Genomic DNA, 16431 nt, shown 5'->3' with positions numbered 1-16431 from the left:
TTATATTTTGAAAGCTTTTGTAACCCAATGTGCGCTTTGCCTCATGATTGTTACAAAAAGGTAGCTTTATCTTGTCAAAAAGTAGGGTTTTATTTATCATTTGCCGTCAATAAATAGAACTAAATACATATTTTGTTAGCCATGCTCTTTATTCGGAATTATTTCAATCCATAAGGAGCAAATGGGAGAATGTTTGGATGAGCAACGCGCCTTTAAATAACGGTCGCAGGCGTTTCTTAACCGCAACAACAGCCGTTGTTGGTGGTTTAGGAGCAGCTGCTGTAGCCGTGCCTTTTATTAAATCATGGAATCCGAGTGCCAAGGCGAAAGCTGCGGGCGCACCGGTGGAAGTGGAAGTCAGTAAGTTAGAACCGGGACAAATGGTTCGTGTCGAGTGGCAAGGTAAACCTGTATGGGTTGTACGCCGTGCTGAATCGGTGCTAGAGAATCTAAAAGCGATCGGTGGTCAACTTCGTGACCCTCAATCTGAAGCTGAACAACAACCAGAATACGCGCAGAACGAGTTTCGTTCAATTAAGCCGGAATTCTTTGTTGCTGTTGGTTTCTGTACGCACTTAGGTTGTTCTCCAACTTACCTGCCAGATTCTTTCGCAGAACAGGTTCAGGGCGTTAAGTCTGGTTTCTTCTGTCCTTGTCATGGTTCAAAGTTTGATATGGCAGGTCGAGTATTCCAAGGCGTACCGGCTCCATTGAACCTTGTTGTACCAAAGCATATGTATTTGAGTGACACGAAGATCATGATTGGTGTGGACGAGGGAGACGCGTAATGCAAGGATTGCTTGATTGGGTAGAGAAACGTCTACCCGCGATGAATGCTTACAAAAAGCATTTATCTGAATACCCAATGCCTAAGAACTTTAACTTTTGGTACCTTTTTGGTTCTTTAGCTATGTTGGTACTGGTTAACCAAATCCTTACGGGTATTTGGCTGACAATGAACTATGTACCGTCTGGTGAGGGCGCATTTGCTTCTGTTGAATACATCATGCGTGATGTGGAATACGGTTGGCTACTACGTTACATGCACTCAACAGGAGCTTCAGCATTCTTTGTTGTAATCTACCTGCATATGTTCCGTGGCCTAATTTACGGTTCTTACCAAAAACCTCGTGAGCTACTTTGGATCTTCGGTATGTTGATCTTCTTAGTACTTATGGCTGAGGCTTTCATGGGTTACTTACTGCCATGGGGTCAAATGTCTTACTGGGGTGCTCAGGTAATCATATCTCTATTTGGTGCGATCCCTGTTATTGGTGACGATCTAACGCTTTGGATCCGTGGTGACTACATCATCTCTGGCGCAACGTTGAACCGTTTCTTCGCACTGCACGTTATCGCTCTGCCAATCGTACTTCTGCTGCTTATCGTACTTCACGTACTGGCGCTGCATGAAGTGGGTTCGAACAACCCGGACGGTATCGAAACTAAGCTTCCTAAAGGCACAATGGGCGACGACTACAAGACTCAGTTCCCATTCCACAAGGATTACACTAAGAAATACGACATCATCGACTCTATTCCTTTCCACCCATACGGGACGGTAAAAGATATGGTAGGTGTTGCTGGTTTCCTATTCTTATTCTGCTACGTGCTGTTCTTTAACCCAGAGATGGGTGGGTACTTCCTTGAGCCGCCTAACTTTGAAGCTGCAAACCCACTGAAAACACCTGAGCATATTGCTCCAGTTTGGTACTTCACGCCGTTCTACGCGGTACTACGTGCTGTTCCAGATAAACTGTTAGGTGTCGTTGCAATGGGCGCATCTATTGTTGTGCTATTCCTACTGCCATGGTTCGACCGTTGTAAAGTGCGTTCTTACCGTTACCGTAGCAAACTGCATTTGATTAACATCATCCAATTCACAATAAGCTTTATTGCGCTTGGTGTACTTGGCGCGCTTCCAGCAACGCCAACATACACGCTACTAGCTCAAATCTTTAGCTTAGGTTACTTCATGTTCTTCGTTCTGCTGTGGTTCTACAGTAAAAATGAAGCGACGAAACCATTACCAGAAAGGGTGACATTCAAATGAAAAAGTGGATTGTAATTTTATTTGCTATGTTGCCGTCACTAGCGATGGCAGCGGGTGCAGGCGTACCATTAGACAAAGCAAACAATGATTTAACAGACAAAGCTTCATTGCAAAATGGCGCTAAGATGTTCATGAACTACTGTTTCGCTTGTCACTCAACGCAGTACCAACGTTATGAACGTGTTGCGAATGATTTGGAGATTCCTTTAGACCTAATGAAGGAAAACCTGATCTTCGATCCTGAAGTAAAAATTGGTAGCTTGATGGTTAACGCTATGCCTTCTGAGCAAGCAGCTGGTTGGTTTGGTGCACCACCACCAGATCTAACATTGGTAGCTCGTGTTCGTGGCGCAGATTGGCTATACACGTACCTTCGTACTTTCTATGAAGATCCGTCTCGTCCATTTGGTGTGAACAACCTGGTTTTCCCAAGTGTTGGTATGCCGCATGTTCTTGAAGAACTACAAGGTATCCCAACGCCAATCTACGATACTCACATGGTCGATGGTGAGGAAGTAAAGGTTGTTGTTGGTACTGAAACAGATGGTTCTGGCGAATTAAGTGCTGGTGAATACGACGAAGCAGTTCGTGACCTTGTTAACTTTTTGGTTTACTCGGGCGACCCTGTTCAACTTGAGCGTCATGCTATGGGTTGGTGGGTAATGGCCTTCTTAGTAATCTTCACTATCATCGTGATTTTGCTGAAGAAAGAGTATTGGCGTGATGTGCACTAATTATGCTATAATACCGTGCTAATTCCCAAATTATGTTAATGTTCAATGGAGGCTTTAGGCCTCCATTGTTTTTATTTAAAGTGTACTGGAGGGCTCCATGGCTGTAGCTGCCAATAAACGTTCTGTAATGACTCTTTTCTCAAGTGCTTCTGATATGTATAGCCATCAGGTGCGCATTGTTCTTGCTGAAAAAGGCGTAAGTGTTGAAGTTGAGTTGGTTGATGAGAAAAATCTACCAGCAGAGCTTGTTGAACTGAACCCGTACAAATCAGTACCTACTCTTGTTGATCGTGAGCTTGCTCTATATGACTCAAAGATCATCATGGAATACCTAGATGAGCGTTTCCCTCATCCACCATTGATGCCTGTATACCCGGTTGCTCGTGGTAATAGTCGTCTAATGATGTACCGCATTGAGCGTAACTGGTATTCAGTTGCAGAGAAGATCGTTAAAGGCAACGCTGAAGAATCTGAAGCAGCTCGCGTGAAATTACGCAACGACCTACTAACTCTTGCACCTATCTTCGCTGAGTATGAATACTTCATGAGCGAAGAGTTTAGCCTAATTGATTGTTACCTAGCTCCGCTACTATGGCGCTTACCTGAGCTTGGTATCGAACTGATTGGTCCAGGTTCTAAAGAACTTAAGATTTACATGAACCGCGTATTCGAACGTGATTCATTCCTAGCTTCTCTAACGGAAGCTGAGCGTGAGATGCGACTCGTTCGCTAAGCGTTTATGGATATTTCAAATATGACTCCACGCCGACCATACATGCTTCGTGCATTTTATGAATGGCTGGTTGATAACGAACTGACTCCACACTTGGTTGTTGAAGCAACATTGCCGGGTGTGAGAGTTCCAGACGAGTTTGTTCAAGATGGTCAGATCATTCTGAACATCGCGCCTCGTGCGGTTGGACAACTTGAACTGGGTAACGAAGCTGTGACGTTTAGTGCTCGCTTTAGTGGTCGTCCACACTCTGTGATCGTTCCTCTATATGCAGTACAAGCGATTTATGCTCGTGAGAATGGTGCTGGCACCATGTTTGAACCTGAAGAGGCTTACATGGAAGCGTTTGAAGAAGGAATTGAAGAAAGTCCTTTTGAAGAACCAGAAAAAGGCCCATCTTTGAGTGTTGCAACAGCAGACGTAGATGCTGAAGAGTCTGACTCAGAACCTGAGCCATCTCGTCCAGCGAAAGGTCGCCCAAGTCTTCGTGTTATCAAATAGCGTTATTTTTTAAATAACTCCAAATACAAAAAAAGCAGCGATTTATCGCTGCTTTTTCTTTTTGTGCTTTCTGATTTTATTCTTTTGATTCATTTCGTTAGGCTTTACCAGCCAGCCAGCCAGCCAGCCAGCCAGCCAGCCAGCCAGCCAGCCAGCCAACTAATAATCAGCTAAGTTAGCTAAGTAAATTCATAGGGCGTTAGTTTACCGAAGCGTCTTCTTCGCCATATTCAAACGCTCGAATCACCTGCTTCACACCAGAGATATTACGCGCAACTTCTGTCGCGATATCAGCGTGTTCTCGAGAAACCAATCCCAGCAGAAATACTTCTGAATCTTCAGTAATTACTTTAACTTTTATGCCGTTAAGCTCAGACTCAGCAAGTAGGGCAGACTTCACTTTAGTGGTAATCCAACTGTCTTTACTGATAGCAGTAACAGACAATGGTTCTTTCACTCGAATCTGGTTGTGTATGCTTTCAACTCCCGTCACTGCTTTGGCTTGGCTTTCAAAAGAACGACGTTCAGCATCTGTCGTTGCTTGCCCCATCAGGACTACTGAACCGCGGTAAGAGCTTGCTGTGACACTGACGTTGCCACGAAATGGCGGTTTATTAGTCATAGCTGCAACTTCAAATTCGATATTGTTGTCGCTCCAAATCTCTTTGGTGGTTCGTGTATCTGTGACTAGATTTGCAGTAGTTGCTGCACCAGCAATGAAAAGACCAGCACAACCAGATAACGACAGTGTAAGTAGCGAAACACTAATCAGCTTAAGCAGCTTCATAGAAGTTAATGATTTCATTGTGATGCTCCGTATATCACTCTTCGTGAGCAGGGAAGAGTACTTGATCGATTAGGTCACATAAGCAGTGTAGTGTCACCATGTGTACTTCGTGAATGCGTGCTGTACGGTGTGAAGGGATACGAATTTCTACATCGTGTTCACCAAGCAGGCCAGCCATTTCACCGCCGTCTTTACCGGTAAAGGCGATGATAGTCATATCACGAGTTACCGCCGCTTCCATCGCTTTGATTATGTTCTTGCTGTTACCGCTGGTAGAGATAGCCAGTAAAATATCACCAGTTTGACCAAACGCACGTACCTGCTTAGAGAAGATCTCTTCATAGTGGTAGTCGTTAGCGACAGCCGTTAACGTAGTATTGTCAGCAGTGAGAGCCATTGCTGGAAGGCTAGGGCGCTCGGTTTCAAAGCGATTAAGTAGGCAAGATACAAATTGCTGAGCGTTCGACGCCGAACCACCATTACCACAACAAAGAATCTTGTTTCCGTTGAGCAGGGTTGCAACCATTGCTTGAGCGGCATGCGTGATTGCGTCTGGCAGTGCTTCAGCCGCTGCAATTTGGATTTGAATACTTTCTGTAAAACTTTCTTTGATGCTGTCTAGCATGTTTATCCTTGGGTAATCGCGTTTTGAATCCAGTCGATATTGTCATTCGGCCCTTCAATGGCAACGATATCAAACCTGTAATCTGTAGAATGTACCGACAAGCCTTGCTGCATAAGCCAAACGTTGGCTGTTTTGAGTAGCTTTTGTGACTTTTTGGCTGTCACCATTTCAGCGGCATGTCCGTAGCGGGTTTGCTTACGGTATTTTACCTCAGCAAACACAACGGTATTGTTATGGCGCATTATAAGATCAATCTCGCCACATTTTGCTATGAAGTTTTCTTCTATTAACGATAAACCGTGGTTAATCAGGTACGATTTTGCCACAGCCTCGTATTTATCACCCACTTGTTTGTGGGTGATTGATGGTTTGGATAGGAACTTACGGCTAAAAAGCCCCATGCTCTGCCCAGCTGATTTCACGTTGAACAACACAGTTGTTGTCGATGGTTAATACGCCAGTTTCGCCTGTAATACTGTAATCTTGTACGGCTTTCATCTGTGGTAGTGCATCCATTAAGTAGTATGCATCCATTCCCAACGCTTGTAGACGTTTTTGGCTGTTCGAGTGTGAAGGCCATAGATCATTAAGCGCTTTGTTAAGCTCGTTTTTGTTCTCGACCAATAGCGGGATATCGCTGTAGAACACGCCCGTTAGGTCTTCGTACTGCTTGTCACCGCTGTTGCTGCGTGAGTTAGAAAACAGTGCTGGTTGGTCAGCGTCAGGGTTAATTGCTACTTCAATGAAGGGTTTGATGAGTGTTAGCTCTGAATTCTTAGCGACAATATAGACAGAATCGATATCACGACGACTGCGTGGCTCTGTTTCTAGGTCTAGGTTCAGTAGCCCATCCATTTGAGCGATACGTTGTTGGCTCTCTTGTAAACCGAAAATCTGATTCACATTACGCTGCAGTTGGCGTTTGTCAGAGAAGAAGCTGATTGCAACGTCGTTGCTGCTGTATTTCTGCCACTCTTCGTTAAACGCTTGCTTAACGCGGTCACCTAAGCGTCCTTTGGGTGCAAGAATAAGTGGGTACTTATAGCCTTGTGAAAAAAGGTGTTTCGCAGCCTGAGCGACTTCTTGTTCTGGCGATAAAGCGAGATAACAAATATTAGTATCTGGTTCTAGCTGAGTTGGAATATTAAGAGCTAATGCTGGAATCGAGTTCTCGTGGTTTTTCTGCGCTTGCTGAAGCTTGGTGATATTGCTCTTAATCAGAGGGCCAACGATGAAATCAACGTTATTCTCTTCCAGTGTCGCTTTAATTTCAGCGGCACTTTGTACGTTGGTATCCATTACGGTCAGCGTTGCATCTTCTTCGCGTTCTTTGTCATTCATCATCGCAAAGATGAAACCATCACGTACAAGCTGTGCTTGCTTGCCGTACTTACCCGTTAGCGGTAGTAATAGCACAGTGCTAGTTGGTTTGCTGATCTCTAGCGCCAATATGTCAGTGATTGCCTGAGGTGTGTATGTCGCTGCAGGATGGCGAGGGTTTTCAGCTAGCCAATCGGACAGGGTTGTTTGTAGATCTGGAAGGTTAGAGTTCAGCGTCTTCATGTAAATAGCGAGCTGTAGCCAACCGGCTAGAACATCTTCTGTAGGAGAAGTCTTAAGCTCTAAAATTTCATACTGAGAGTAGCTATTCAGGTTCTGCCAAATACGGTCGGCAGTCTGCTGTTGGCTTTCGTCGCTAGCGTCCAGGTATTCAGAATAAAGGACTAACTCACGGCTCGCTTCAAAATACTCGCTTTGCATTTCAGAAATGTTAGCGCGTAGCTCGTGATAATCTTTCCACTGCTCGTTAGGAAGCTTCCACCAAGGTTGAAAGTTCAGCTGGCTGTAAGCTTGCTGCGGTTGCGAGTTATTCACCAGCAGTTGAGCGCGAGCTAATTGCCATTCTGCTTGTTGAACTTCGCTCAGTTCTTGTTTTGCTAAGCGTTTGATAAGCAGAGTCGCTTGATCTGTTTTTCCAGCTTGCACAGAAGCCTTAAGCGCCATGATTAACCAGTCGTTTTGTAGACTTCCTTTGCTACTATCCGCCTGCATCATGTAACTTTCAGTTGATTGCGCTGGATCGAGTGTAATATCAACACGCGTTGGTGCTTGAGGACCTGAAGAACAAGCCGCCAATGTAATTGCTAATGCAATTGGAGTGAGTAAGCGTGGTACACTGAGTCTCTTATGGTTCATCGTTGCCATGAGTTCTTTAAATTCCGTATAAATTTGTATCTATATTAATCGTTGAAGTGATGGTAAACAAATGACAGATAACAAAACCTTGCTCACAGAGAGCCCAACTCTCTATATTGTGCCAACCCCAATCGGAAATTTGGGAGATATCACTCAAAGAGCAATTGAAATTTTATCAAGTGTCGATGTTATTGCAGCTGAAGACACACGCCACACGGGTAAGCTGCTTGCTCACTTCAATATATCAACCAGAACGTTCGCTTTACATGATCATAATGAACAAACTAAAGCGCAAGTTCTAGTCGAAAGGTTATTAGAAGGTCAGTCTATCGCATTAGTCTCTGATGCGGGTACTCCTTTAATCAGTGACCCAGGTTACCATCTTGTTTCACAATGTCGTCAAGCGGGTGTGAGAGTTGTGCCACTTCCTGGTGCTTGTGCAGTGATTACTGCGTTAAGTGCTTCTGGTTTACCGTCGGATCGCTTTAGCTTTGAAGGCTTCTTGCCACCAAAGAGTAAGGGTCGCAAAGATAAGTTCTTAGAGATCGCAAAAGCAGAGCGTACTTGTATCTTCTACGAATCACCGCACCGTATTACTGATTCTCTACAAGACATGCTTGAGATCTTAGGCCCAGACCGTGAAGTTGTGTTGGCGCGTGAGCTGACTAAAACATTCGAAACCATTCAAGGGTTGCCACTCGGTGAGCTTATTGAGTGGATTGAAGAAGATTCGAACCGTAAGCGCGGTGAGATGGTGCTGCTGATTCATGGTCACCGTGAAGAGGCGACTACAGAACTACCAGATGAAGCAACTCGCACGCTGGGTATCCTAACCAAAGAACTACCCCTTAAAAAAGCGGCAGCGATGACGGCAGAAATCTACAACTTGAAAAAGAACGCGTTATATAAGTGGGGCTTAGAGCATCTAGACAACTAGATTGCGCTTTATATTGTAGAAGCCCTCTACTGAAAAAGCTTCTGAGGAATGATGGTATTACCGTTATTCCTCTTTTTTTTGCCTGAATTGTGTGAAATTCATTCATTTACTCAAGTGTTTGCAGCATATTTGTGATCTCGCTAGACACTGCTCACTAATCTCTATACAATTCTCCGCGGAGTTGAACGGGTAATCGCTGCTTTGCTGATGTCCTTCGGGAGACTGACGTTGAGGTCCTTCGGGAAACTGACGTTGAAGTCCTTCGGGAGACTGGTAGAGGGGAGGAACGTCCGGGCTCCATAGAGCAGGGTGCCAGATAACGTCTGGGGGGCGCGAGCCCACGACAAGTGCAGCAGAGAGAAGACCGCCGATGGCCTCATTTCTTCGGAAGGGGCACAGGTAAGGCTGAAAGGGTGCGGTAAGAGCGCACCGTGCGACTGGCAACAGTTCGTAGCAAGGTAAACTCCACCCGGAGCAAGATCAAATAGGCCCTCACATTGCGTTGCTCGCGTATGGGGGCGGGTAGATTGCTTGAGCCTGTGAGCGATTGCAGGCCTAGACGAATGGTTACCGCCGCGCAAGCGGAACAGAACCCGGCGTATGTGTCAACTCCACCTATATAAAGAACCCATCATTACTTAACCGTAGTGATGGGTTTTTTGCTTTATATTGACGTAAATTATTTAGATTTCCTTAAAATCTTTCACCCTGATATAAGCTTGGGTCAAAAATTCCAAATGCCTATACACAATATGGTGGAGATACAGCGTGAAATCAGTACACTAAAACGTTAATAGAACAAATTATTGCCGAACTAATGGCTCAATCCACTCACTGAGAAGACTATGACAGAAGCATTCAAACATATTTCAGTATTGCTTAACGAATCTATTGACGGACTTGCGATCAAACCTGACGGTACCTACATCGATGGTACTTTTGGCCGTGGTGGTCACAGCCGTACAATCCTGTCTAAACTGGGCGAGAATGGAAGACTCTTTAGTATTGACCGCGATCCACAAGCGATTGCAGAAGCACAAAAAATTGATGACCCTCGTTTTACGATTATTCATGGCCCGTTCTCAGGTATGGCTGAATATGCAGAGCGTTATGACTTAGTCGGTCAAGTGGATGGTGTTTTACTGGATCTAGGTGTTTCTTCACCACAGTTGGATGACGCTGAGCGTGGCTTTAGTTTCATGAAAGATGGCCCGCTTGATATGCGTATGGATCCAACAACCGGCATTCCTGTTTCCCAGTGGTTGGTTGAAGCTGATCTTGATGACATCACATGGGTTATTCGTGAGTTCGGTGAAGACAAACACGCTCGTCGTATCGCGAAAGGCATCATTGCTTATCAAGAGAATGAAGAGAACGAACCGCTAACGCGCACTGGCCAGTTGGCTAAGCTTATCTCTGATGTCGCTCCAAAAAGCTTCAAAGAGAAAAAACACCCAGCAACACGTGCTTTCCAAGCATTCCGTATCTACATTAACAGTGAACTGGAAGAGATCGATACTGCACTGAAAGGAGCAGCGAGTATTCTGGCTCCTCAAGGTCGTATCTCTGTTATCAGTTTCCACTCGCTTGAAGACCGTATGGTGAAGCGCTTTATCCGTAAAGAGAGCCAAGGTCCACAAGTTCCTCACGGTTTACCGCTAACAGAAGACCAAATTAAAGCGTTAGGCAGTGCCGATCTGAAACCAATTGGTAAAGCGATCAAGCCTTCTAAAGATGAAGTGGATGAGAATACTCGTTCGCGCAGTTCAGTACTACGAATCGCAGAAAAGCTATAGTCAATGAAGACCTCCAAACCCAACTTAGCCAAGATAATATTTCTTGATTTGATCTCCGTGGGTAAAGTCCCATTGGGGCTTCTTATCTGCATCTTTGCGAGTGCGATGGGGGTCGTTCTTACGACACATGTATCACGTCAGGCGATTACGCAAAAAGACATGGCATTGGTGGAGCGGGAACAGCTTGATGATGAGTGGCGAAATTTAATGCTTGAAGAGACGGCTCTGGCTGAACATAGCCGCGTTCAAGCATCGGCAAAAAGAGAGCTAGACATGAAACGTCCAGACTCTGACAAAGAAGTTGTGATCACACTGAAATGACCGGTAAAAAGGAAAAAGCACCCGCTAAACCCGTTAAGAAATCAACGAAAGAGCGAGTGAAGAGCGAAGAGGATTCGGATCCAATTCTTATTAAATGGCGTTTCAACGTCGTTATTGCTTTCGTGTTTCTTGCCTTTGCTGCACTCGTTGGTCGTGTGGCTTACATCCAAATTATTGAACCCGATAACTTAATCCGTCAGGGCGATCTTCGCTCGGTACGTGTTAAGGCTATTCCTTCTGCTCGCGGTATTATCTCTGACCGTAATGGCGAACCGCTTGCTGTGAGTGTTCCCGTTGAAGCGGTATGGGCCGACCCCAAAACGATTTTCGATAAAAATGGTATGGCTCAGATTGATCGTTGGTATGCATTAGCCGATGTACTTGGCCTACAGCGACAATCAATGATCGATAAGATCTCTAGCAACAAATCCCGTCGATTTATTTATCTACAAAGACAAGTTAGCCCTGCGATGGCTAAGTACATCCGTGAGCTTAAGCTGGTGGGTGTTGGCCTGAAAGCGGAATCTCGACGTTACTACCCCGCAGGTGAAGTCAGTGCACACCTTATCGGTGTGACCGGAATTGATGGGCACGGCCTGGAAGGGGTTGAACGCAGTTACGACAAATGGCTCACGGGCGAAGCGGGCAAGCGAACGATTCGTAAAGATCGCTACGGACGCGTTGTCGAAAATATTGCGTTAGAAGAACGCGAAGAAGGCAAACCACTAGAACTTACCATAGATCAACGACTGCAGGCGATCGCCTACCGAGCGATCAAGCAAGCGGTGGCCGATCATAAAGCGACCTCAGGCTCTGCTGTACTGCTCGATGTGAAAACGGGCGCTGTGTTAGCCATGGTCAATGCACCGTCTTACAACCCGAACAACCGCTCTGATTTACAAAGCTTTAAAATGCGAAACCGCGTGCTGACCGATGCTATGGAGCCCGGCTCAACAGTGAAACCTTTTGTGGTGCTCGCCGCATTGGAAAATGGTACGGCTGATGCGAAGTCTATTATTGATACGGGTAATGGCATCATGCAAATTGGAGGTAGCCGAGTACGTGATACTTCTAAAGTCGGTAAAGCTGATTTAGCCTTGATCCTTAAAAAATCAAGTAACATCGGTGTGGCGAAGTTAGCGCTTGATATGCCACTTGAAGCCTTGCTTGGTATGTACAGTTCGGTTGGTTTAGGCGAAATGTCTGGGCTAAATCTCGTGGGTGAAACGAGTGGTATTTTCCCTAACCGTCGCCGTTGGTCCAAGTTCGAAATCGCGACGCTATCGTTCGGTTATGGCTTAGCTGTGACCCCGCTTCAGTTGGCTCATGCTTATGCAACGTTAGCCAACAAAGGTATGTATGAACCGATTCATATCATCAAAAGCAACGACCAAGATTTCTCAAAGCAGATCATCAAACGTGAAAATGCAGAGATGGTACTTAAAATGTTAGAAGGCGTGACTCAAAAGGGCGGAACGGCAACCAGAGCCGCTGTTCCGGGTTATCGAGTTGCGGCAAAAACGGGTACATCTCGTAAAGCCGCGGCGGGTGGCTATAGTGATGAGTATATTGCTATCACGTCGGGTTTTGCTCCCGTTAGCGATCCAAGAGTAGCTCTGGTTGTCGTAGTCAATGAGCCGCAAGGTGACCTTTACTATGGCGGTTCAGTTGCTGCCCCGGTTTTTTCTGAAATCATGAAGGGGGCACTGCAAATACTCAATGTCCCTGCTGATGAAAACAAGTTTCAAGAATAGAGACAATCAGGATTCAATATGAGTAATAGCCTTACGCTGTCATCTTTACTTTCTCCTTGGGGGGACTTTAGTTCACTTGAGCTAGATGCGATTGCTGTTGAGCAATTGGAGTTGGATAGCCGTAACATCAAGGAAGGTGATATTTTTGTTGCCGTAATCGGACATGCTGTTGATGGTCGTCGTTTTATCGACAAAGCGGTATCTCAAGGCGCGAAAGCCGTCATTGCACAAGCTGGCGATGACAAAGCTCATGGTTTGGTCGAGTGGTTTGACTCAGTGCCAGTGGTTTATGTAGCAGAGCTCGATTCAATTCTCTCTGAACTGGCTGGTCGTATCTATTCTTCTCAATCGACCAAATTGATTGGTGTTACCGGCACCAATGGCAAAACTACCATTACCCAATTGATTGCTCAGTGGCTTGATTTGGTCGGCCAACGTTCTGCGGTTATGGGCACCACGGGTAATGGCTTCTTAGATAACCTAAAAACAGCGGCTAATACCACAGGCAGCGCGATTGAAATACAACGCACACTGAGCGAGTTGGCTGAGGAAAGTGCAGTTTATACTGCGATGGAAATCTCATCTCATGGTTTGGTGCAAGGTCGTGTAAAGGCTTTGGACTTTGAGGTTGGTGTATTTACTAATCTGAGTCGTGATCATCTTGATTACCATGGCACGATGGAAGAGTACGCTTTGGCTAAGAAGAGCCTGTTTACTGAGCACAAATGCAAGCAGGCGGTCATCAATGTCGATGATAAGGTAGGCAAGGCTTGGATGTCAGATTTATCCAATGCGATAGCCGTTTCATTGTCACCGCTAACGGGCTATCAACAATCGGTATGGGCATCTGACGTTGCTTATGCTGAAACGGGTATTCAGATGTCGTTTGATGGTAGTTGGGGGCAAGGGAAGCTTTCTGTTCCACTGATTGGTCAGTTCAACGCATCAAACGTACTGGTTGCTTTTGCGACTTTGCTTTCGTTGGGTATCGACAAGCAAACCTTGGTCGACACTGCGCCTCAGCTTCAACCTGTGATTGGCCGTATGGAGCTTTTCCAAGTGCCGAACAAAGCAAAGTTGGTTGTTGATTACGCTCATACGCCCGATGCGCTAGAGAAAGCATTGGCAGCACTACGTGTACATTGCTCTGGACAATTGTGGGCAATTTTTGGTTGTGGCGGAGATCGTGACACCGGGAAAAGACCAATGATGGCGATAACCGCAGAGCAGTTCGCCGATAAAATCATTATTTCAGATGACAACCCTCGCAGCGAAGACCCGGCACTGATTGTTAAAGACATGCTGGCTGGCTTAAGAGAACCTGAATCTGCGTTCGTCGAACACGATCGCTATCAAGCCGTTAAGTTTGCGCTTGAGCAAGCAGACAGCAATGACATTATTCTTCTGGCTGGTAAAGGCCATGAGGATTACCAAGTATTGAAAGACGAAACGATCCATTACTCAGACCGAGAGTCTGCGCTACAACTTTTAGGTATTTCACAATGATTGATGTATCACTCGAGCAGATTTGTTCAGCGGTGAGCGGTCAGCTGATTGAGGCTGGCAAATCGAGCAATAGTGTCATTAATGCGGTTTCTACGGACACTCGAACCGTTGAAGAGGGCGCATTGTTTGTAGCTCTCGTTGGCGAACGTTTTGATGCGCATGACTTTTGTAATCAAGCGGTAGAGGCGAATGCGAGCGCGTTATTAGTCGAACGAAAACTTGACCTAAATATTACTCAAGTTGTTGTTGAAGACTCTAAACTTGCTTTAGGTCAGCTAAGTGCTTGGATCCATAAGCAATGTAATGTTCCAACCATGGCGATTACAGGCAGCTGTGGCAAAACGACCGTCAAAGAGATGGTGGCAAGTATTCTACAACAGCGTGGCAAGGTGCTGTTTACGGCAGGTAACTTCAATAATGATATTGGTGTGCCTTTGACTTTGCTACGCAGTGAACCAAGCGATGACTATGCGGTGATCGAATTAGGCGCTAACCATATTGGTGAAATCGCCTACACCACGCAGCTCGTGAAACCACAGGTTGCCTTGGTGAATAACGTAGCTGCAGCGCACCTAGAAGGCTTTGGGTCTATCAATGGTGTGAAAAAAGCGAAAGGTGAAATCTTCCAAGGGCTTGCAGTTGGTGATACTGCTATTGTTAATCTAGAGAGCAATGGTGGTGAATTTTGGAATGACGTGCTTGCAGATAAAACAGTGCTGACATTTTCAGAAAGCGACAACTCGGCGCATTACTTTGCCAAGAATATTCACATCAATGAGCAAGGTGAAGCGTGCTTTGATATGCAAACACCTCAAGGCTCAATGTTTGTTGAGCTTGGTATCATCGGTCAACATAATGTAGCGAATGCATTAGCAGCCGCGGCGTTGAGCATCCAATTTGGCGCCACGCTTGATGAGGTGAAAAATGGTTTAGCGAATCTGATCTCTGTAAAAGGGCGAGTTGAGGTTCAACAATTAAGTCAGAATATTAAGCTGATAGATGACAGTTACAACGCCAGCGTGCCAGCAATGAAGGCGGCAGCGAAGCTACTCTCGAGCTTCAAAGGTCAACGTTGGTTAATTTTAGGTAATATGGCTGAATTAGGCGATGAAAGTCTTGCACTTCACCGTCAAGTCGGTGAATATGCTGCCCCATTCGCTTTTGAGCATGTACTTACTTACGGTGATGATACCAAGGTGATTAGTGAGGTCTGTAATGGCACCCACTTTACTACGCATCAAGCGATGATCGCGCAGATAGAGCAGCACTTAAGCTTGCCAGAAAACACGTCACATACCTTATTGGTAAAAGGCGCGAATAGTGCAGGAATGAGTAAAATAGCCACTGCTTTAAAGGAGAACTTTTCATGATAATTTGGCTTGCAGAGCTACTACAGCCACACCTTTCTTTTTTCCGTTTGTTCGAATACCTATCGTTTCGTGCAATCGCGAGTATTTTGACGGCTTTATGTCTGTCGCTGTGGATGGGACCTCGTTTAATTGAGCGTCTGCAAATGCTACAAATTGGCCAAGTTGTTCGTAATGACGGCCCTGAATCTCATTTCAGCAAACGTGGTACGCCAACCATGGGTGGAGTGATGATCTTAGCTGCCATCATTATTACGGTATTGATGTGGGCTGATCTCTCGAATCCTTATGTTTGGGCTGTATTAGTTGTACTTGCTGGTTATGGCGCGGTTGGCTTTGTTGATGACTACCGTAAAGTGGTTCGTAAAAATACAGACGGCTTGATCGCTCGCTGGAAGTACTTCTGGCAATCGGCGATTGCTTTAGTTGTCGCATTTGCTCTGTATGCTCACGGGCATGATACTGCAGCAACTCAATTGGTTGTCCCTTTCTTTAAAGATGTGATGCCACAATTAGGTTTATTGTACATCGTACTAACGTACTTTGTTATTGTGGGTACCAGTAACGCGGTAAACCTAACCGACGGCCTAGATGGTTTAGCGATTATGCCAACGGTTATGGTTGCTGCTGGTTTTGCTGTGATTGCTTGGGCAACAGGTAACGTTAACTTCGCGGCATACTTACATATCCCATACATCCCATACACTTCTGAATTGGTTGTGGTATGTACTGCAATCGTGGGTGCCGGACTTGGTTTCCTATGGTTCAACACTTATCCTGCACAAGTATTCATGGGCGATGTTGGCTCGCTAGCGCTTGGCGGTGCATTGGGTGTGATCGCGGTGTTAGTTCGCCAAGAGTTGGTACTGGTTATCATGGGCGGTGTGTTTGTAATGGAGACCTTGTCAGTGATACTGCAGGTGGGCTCTTACAAATTGCGCGGTCAGCGTATTTTCCGCATGGCACCAATTCACCACCACTATGAACTGAAAGGTTGGCCGGAGCCACGTGTAATCGTGCGCTTTTGGATCATCTCAATGGTATTAGTATTGGTTGGTCTAGCGACACTGAAAGTTCGTTAATTCAATGTGAGCCTCTGATTAGAGGCTCTTTAAAACTAT

General features: G+C 45.6%; 16 protein-coding genes and 1 other RNA gene. 13 read left to right on the top strand and 4 right to left on the bottom strand.

Going from position 1 to position 16431, the window contains the following annotated elements; all coding sequences use genetic code 11:
• The first annotated feature begins 197 nt into the window (after positions 1-197).
• From petA to sspB, 5 genes are all read left to right on the top strand, one after another.
• On the top strand, positions 198-788 hold the full coding sequence (gene petA / locus K08M4_RS12665) for a ubiquinol-cytochrome c reductase iron-sulfur subunit (RefSeq protein WP_010434692.1): 591 nt from the start codon (positions 198-200) through the stop codon (positions 786-788).
• A complete protein-coding gene (locus tag K08M4_RS12660) occupies positions 788-2053 on the top strand; it encodes a cytochrome b (protein ID WP_009848941.1) in 1266 nt (421 codons plus the stop codon). The genes petA and K08M4_RS12660 overlap by 1 nt, the downstream gene beginning before the upstream one ends.
• The gene (locus K08M4_RS12655) at positions 2050-2787 is read left to right on the top strand and encodes a cytochrome c1 (protein WP_086050088.1); all 738 of its coding nucleotides are present in this window, start codon (positions 2050-2052) and stop codon (positions 2785-2787) included. Before K08M4_RS12660 ends, K08M4_RS12655 begins: the two co-directional genes overlap by 4 nt.
• A gap of 97 nt (positions 2788-2884) precedes the next feature.
• Positions 2885-3520 (top strand): stringent starvation protein SspA, encoded by a 636-nt coding sequence (sspA, locus tag K08M4_RS12650; protein ID WP_009848943.1) that lies wholly within the window; start codon positions 2885-2887, stop codon positions 3518-3520.
• A 6-nt stretch (positions 3521-3526) separates the two neighbouring features.
• Positions 3527-4021, top strand: coding sequence for a ClpXP protease specificity-enhancing factor (sspB, locus tag K08M4_RS12645; protein ID WP_012603204.1), 495 nt, complete (start codon positions 3527-3529; stop codon positions 4019-4021).
• Positions 4022-4220: 199 nt separating this feature from the next.
• Here the strand turns inward: sspB and K08M4_RS12640 are convergent, their stop codons facing one another.
• From K08M4_RS12640 to K08M4_RS12625, 4 genes are read right to left on the bottom strand one after another with little or no spacing between them, the layout of a single operon-like run.
• The gene (locus K08M4_RS12640; RefSeq protein ID WP_086050087.1) at positions 4221-4826 is read right to left on the bottom strand and encodes a BON domain-containing protein; all 606 of its coding nucleotides are present in this window, start codon (positions 4824-4826) and stop codon (positions 4221-4223) included.
• A 16-nt stretch (positions 4827-4842) separates the two neighbouring features.
• Entirely contained in the window at positions 4843-5433 is a 591-nt protein-coding gene (locus K08M4_RS12635) for a phosphoheptose isomerase (RefSeq protein ID WP_004729817.1), read from the bottom strand.
• A 2-nt stretch (positions 5434-5435) separates the two neighbouring features.
• On the bottom strand, positions 5436-5834 hold the full coding sequence (locus tag K08M4_RS12630; protein ID WP_086050086.1) for a YraN family protein: 399 nt from the start codon (positions 5832-5834) through the stop codon (positions 5436-5438).
• The gene (locus K08M4_RS12625; protein WP_086050085.1) at positions 5821-7638 is read right to left on the bottom strand and encodes a penicillin-binding protein activator; all 1818 of its coding nucleotides are present in this window, start codon (positions 7636-7638) and stop codon (positions 5821-5823) included. The genes K08M4_RS12630 and K08M4_RS12625 overlap by 14 nt, the downstream gene beginning before the upstream one ends.
• A gap of 61 nt (positions 7639-7699) precedes the next feature.
• Between K08M4_RS12625 and rsmI the strand changes: the two genes are divergently transcribed.
• From rsmI to mraY, 8 genes are all read left to right on the top strand, one after another.
• Positions 7700-8566, top strand: a complete 867-nt coding sequence (gene rsmI, locus K08M4_RS12620) for a 16S rRNA (cytidine(1402)-2'-O)-methyltransferase (protein WP_086050084.1) — start codon at positions 7700-7702, stop codon at positions 8564-8566.
• Positions 8567-8743: 177 nt separating this feature from the next.
• Positions 8744-9183: RNase P RNA component class A (rnpB, locus tag K08M4_RS12615), an RNA gene on the top strand.
• 228 nt (positions 9184-9411) lie between these two features.
• The gene (rsmH, locus tag K08M4_RS12610) at positions 9412-10362 is read left to right on the top strand and encodes a 16S rRNA (cytosine(1402)-N(4))-methyltransferase RsmH (RefSeq protein WP_017084764.1); all 951 of its coding nucleotides are present in this window, start codon (positions 9412-9414) and stop codon (positions 10360-10362) included.
• A gap of 3 nt (positions 10363-10365) precedes the next feature.
• Positions 10366-10683 carry a cell division protein FtsL gene (gene ftsL, locus K08M4_RS12605; protein ID WP_086050083.1) on the top strand — a complete coding sequence of 106 codons (318 nt, stop codon included), beginning with the start codon at positions 10366-10368 and terminating at the stop codon, positions 10681-10683.
• Complete coding sequence (locus K08M4_RS12600) at positions 10680-12437, top strand: penicillin-binding transpeptidase domain-containing protein (RefSeq protein ID WP_086050082.1); 1758 nt, start codon at positions 10680-10682, stop codon at positions 12435-12437. The genes ftsL and K08M4_RS12600 overlap by 4 nt, the downstream gene beginning before the upstream one ends.
• Positions 12438-12455: 18 nt before the next feature.
• Positions 12456-13943, top strand: coding sequence for a UDP-N-acetylmuramoyl-L-alanyl-D-glutamate--2,6-diaminopimelate ligase (murE, locus tag K08M4_RS12595; RefSeq protein WP_086050081.1), 1488 nt, complete (start codon positions 12456-12458; stop codon positions 13941-13943).
• Positions 13940-15313 carry a UDP-N-acetylmuramoyl-tripeptide--D-alanyl-D-alanine ligase gene (locus tag K08M4_RS12590; protein ID WP_086050080.1) on the top strand — a complete coding sequence of 458 codons (1374 nt, stop codon included), beginning with the start codon at positions 13940-13942 and terminating at the stop codon, positions 15311-15313. Before murE ends, K08M4_RS12590 begins: the two co-directional genes overlap by 4 nt.
• A complete protein-coding gene (gene mraY, locus K08M4_RS12585; protein WP_004735991.1) occupies positions 15310-16392 on the top strand; it encodes a phospho-N-acetylmuramoyl-pentapeptide-transferase in 1083 nt (360 codons plus the stop codon). Before K08M4_RS12590 ends, mraY begins: the two co-directional genes overlap by 4 nt.
• The last annotated feature ends 39 nt before the right edge of the window (positions 16393-16431 follow it).

The organism is Vibrio syngnathi (assembly GCF_002119525.1).
Taxonomy (GTDB): Bacteria; Pseudomonadota; Gammaproteobacteria; order Enterobacterales; family Vibrionaceae; genus Vibrio; species Vibrio syngnathi.
The sequence above is the reverse complement of the archived record's forward strand: the minus strand, read 5'-3'. Positions and strand labels throughout refer to the sequence as shown.

Bases quoted from the DNA above. Each gene is read 5' to 3' on its own strand.
- petA (WP_010434692.1), top strand. From the start codon at position 198: ATGAGCAACGCGCCTTTAAATAACGGTCGCAGGCGTTTCTTAACCGCA.
- K08M4_RS12660 (WP_009848941.1), top strand. From the start codon at position 788: ATGCAAGGATTGCTTGATTGGGTAGAGAAACGTCTACCCGCGATGAAT.
- K08M4_RS12655 (WP_086050088.1), top strand. From the start codon at position 2,050: ATGAAAAAGTGGATTGTAATTTTATTTGCTATGTTGCCGTCACTAGCG.
- sspA (WP_009848943.1), top strand. From the start codon at position 2,885: ATGGCTGTAGCTGCCAATAAACGTTCTGTAATGACTCTTTTCTCAAGT.
- sspB (WP_012603204.1), top strand. From the start codon at position 3,527: ATGGATATTTCAAATATGACTCCACGCCGACCATACATGCTTCGTGCA.
- K08M4_RS12640 (WP_086050087.1), bottom strand. From the start codon at position 4,826: ATGAAATCATTAACTTCTATGAAGCTGCTTAAGCTGATTAGTGTTTCG.
- K08M4_RS12635 (WP_004729817.1), bottom strand. From the start codon at position 5,433: ATGCTAGACAGCATCAAAGAAAGTTTTACAGAAAGTATTCAAATCCAA.
- K08M4_RS12630 (WP_086050086.1), bottom strand. From the start codon at position 5,834: ATGGGGCTTTTTAGCCGTAAGTTCCTATCCAAACCATCAATCACCCAC.
- K08M4_RS12625 (WP_086050085.1), bottom strand. From the start codon at position 7,638: ATGGCAACGATGAACCATAAGAGACTCAGTGTACCACGCTTACTCACT.
- rsmI (WP_086050084.1), top strand. From the start codon at position 7,700: ATGACAGATAACAAAACCTTGCTCACAGAGAGCCCAACTCTCTATATT.
- rsmH (WP_017084764.1), top strand. From the start codon at position 9,412: ATGACAGAAGCATTCAAACATATTTCAGTATTGCTTAACGAATCTATT.
- ftsL (WP_086050083.1), top strand. From the start codon at position 10,366: ATGAAGACCTCCAAACCCAACTTAGCCAAGATAATATTTCTTGATTTG.
- K08M4_RS12600 (WP_086050082.1), top strand. From the start codon at position 10,680: ATGACCGGTAAAAAGGAAAAAGCACCCGCTAAACCCGTTAAGAAATCA.
- murE (WP_086050081.1), top strand. From the start codon at position 12,456: ATGAGTAATAGCCTTACGCTGTCATCTTTACTTTCTCCTTGGGGGGAC.
- K08M4_RS12590 (WP_086050080.1), top strand. From the start codon at position 13,940: ATGATTGATGTATCACTCGAGCAGATTTGTTCAGCGGTGAGCGGTCAG.
- mraY (WP_004735991.1), top strand. From the start codon at position 15,310: ATGATAATTTGGCTTGCAGAGCTACTACAGCCACACCTTTCTTTTTTC.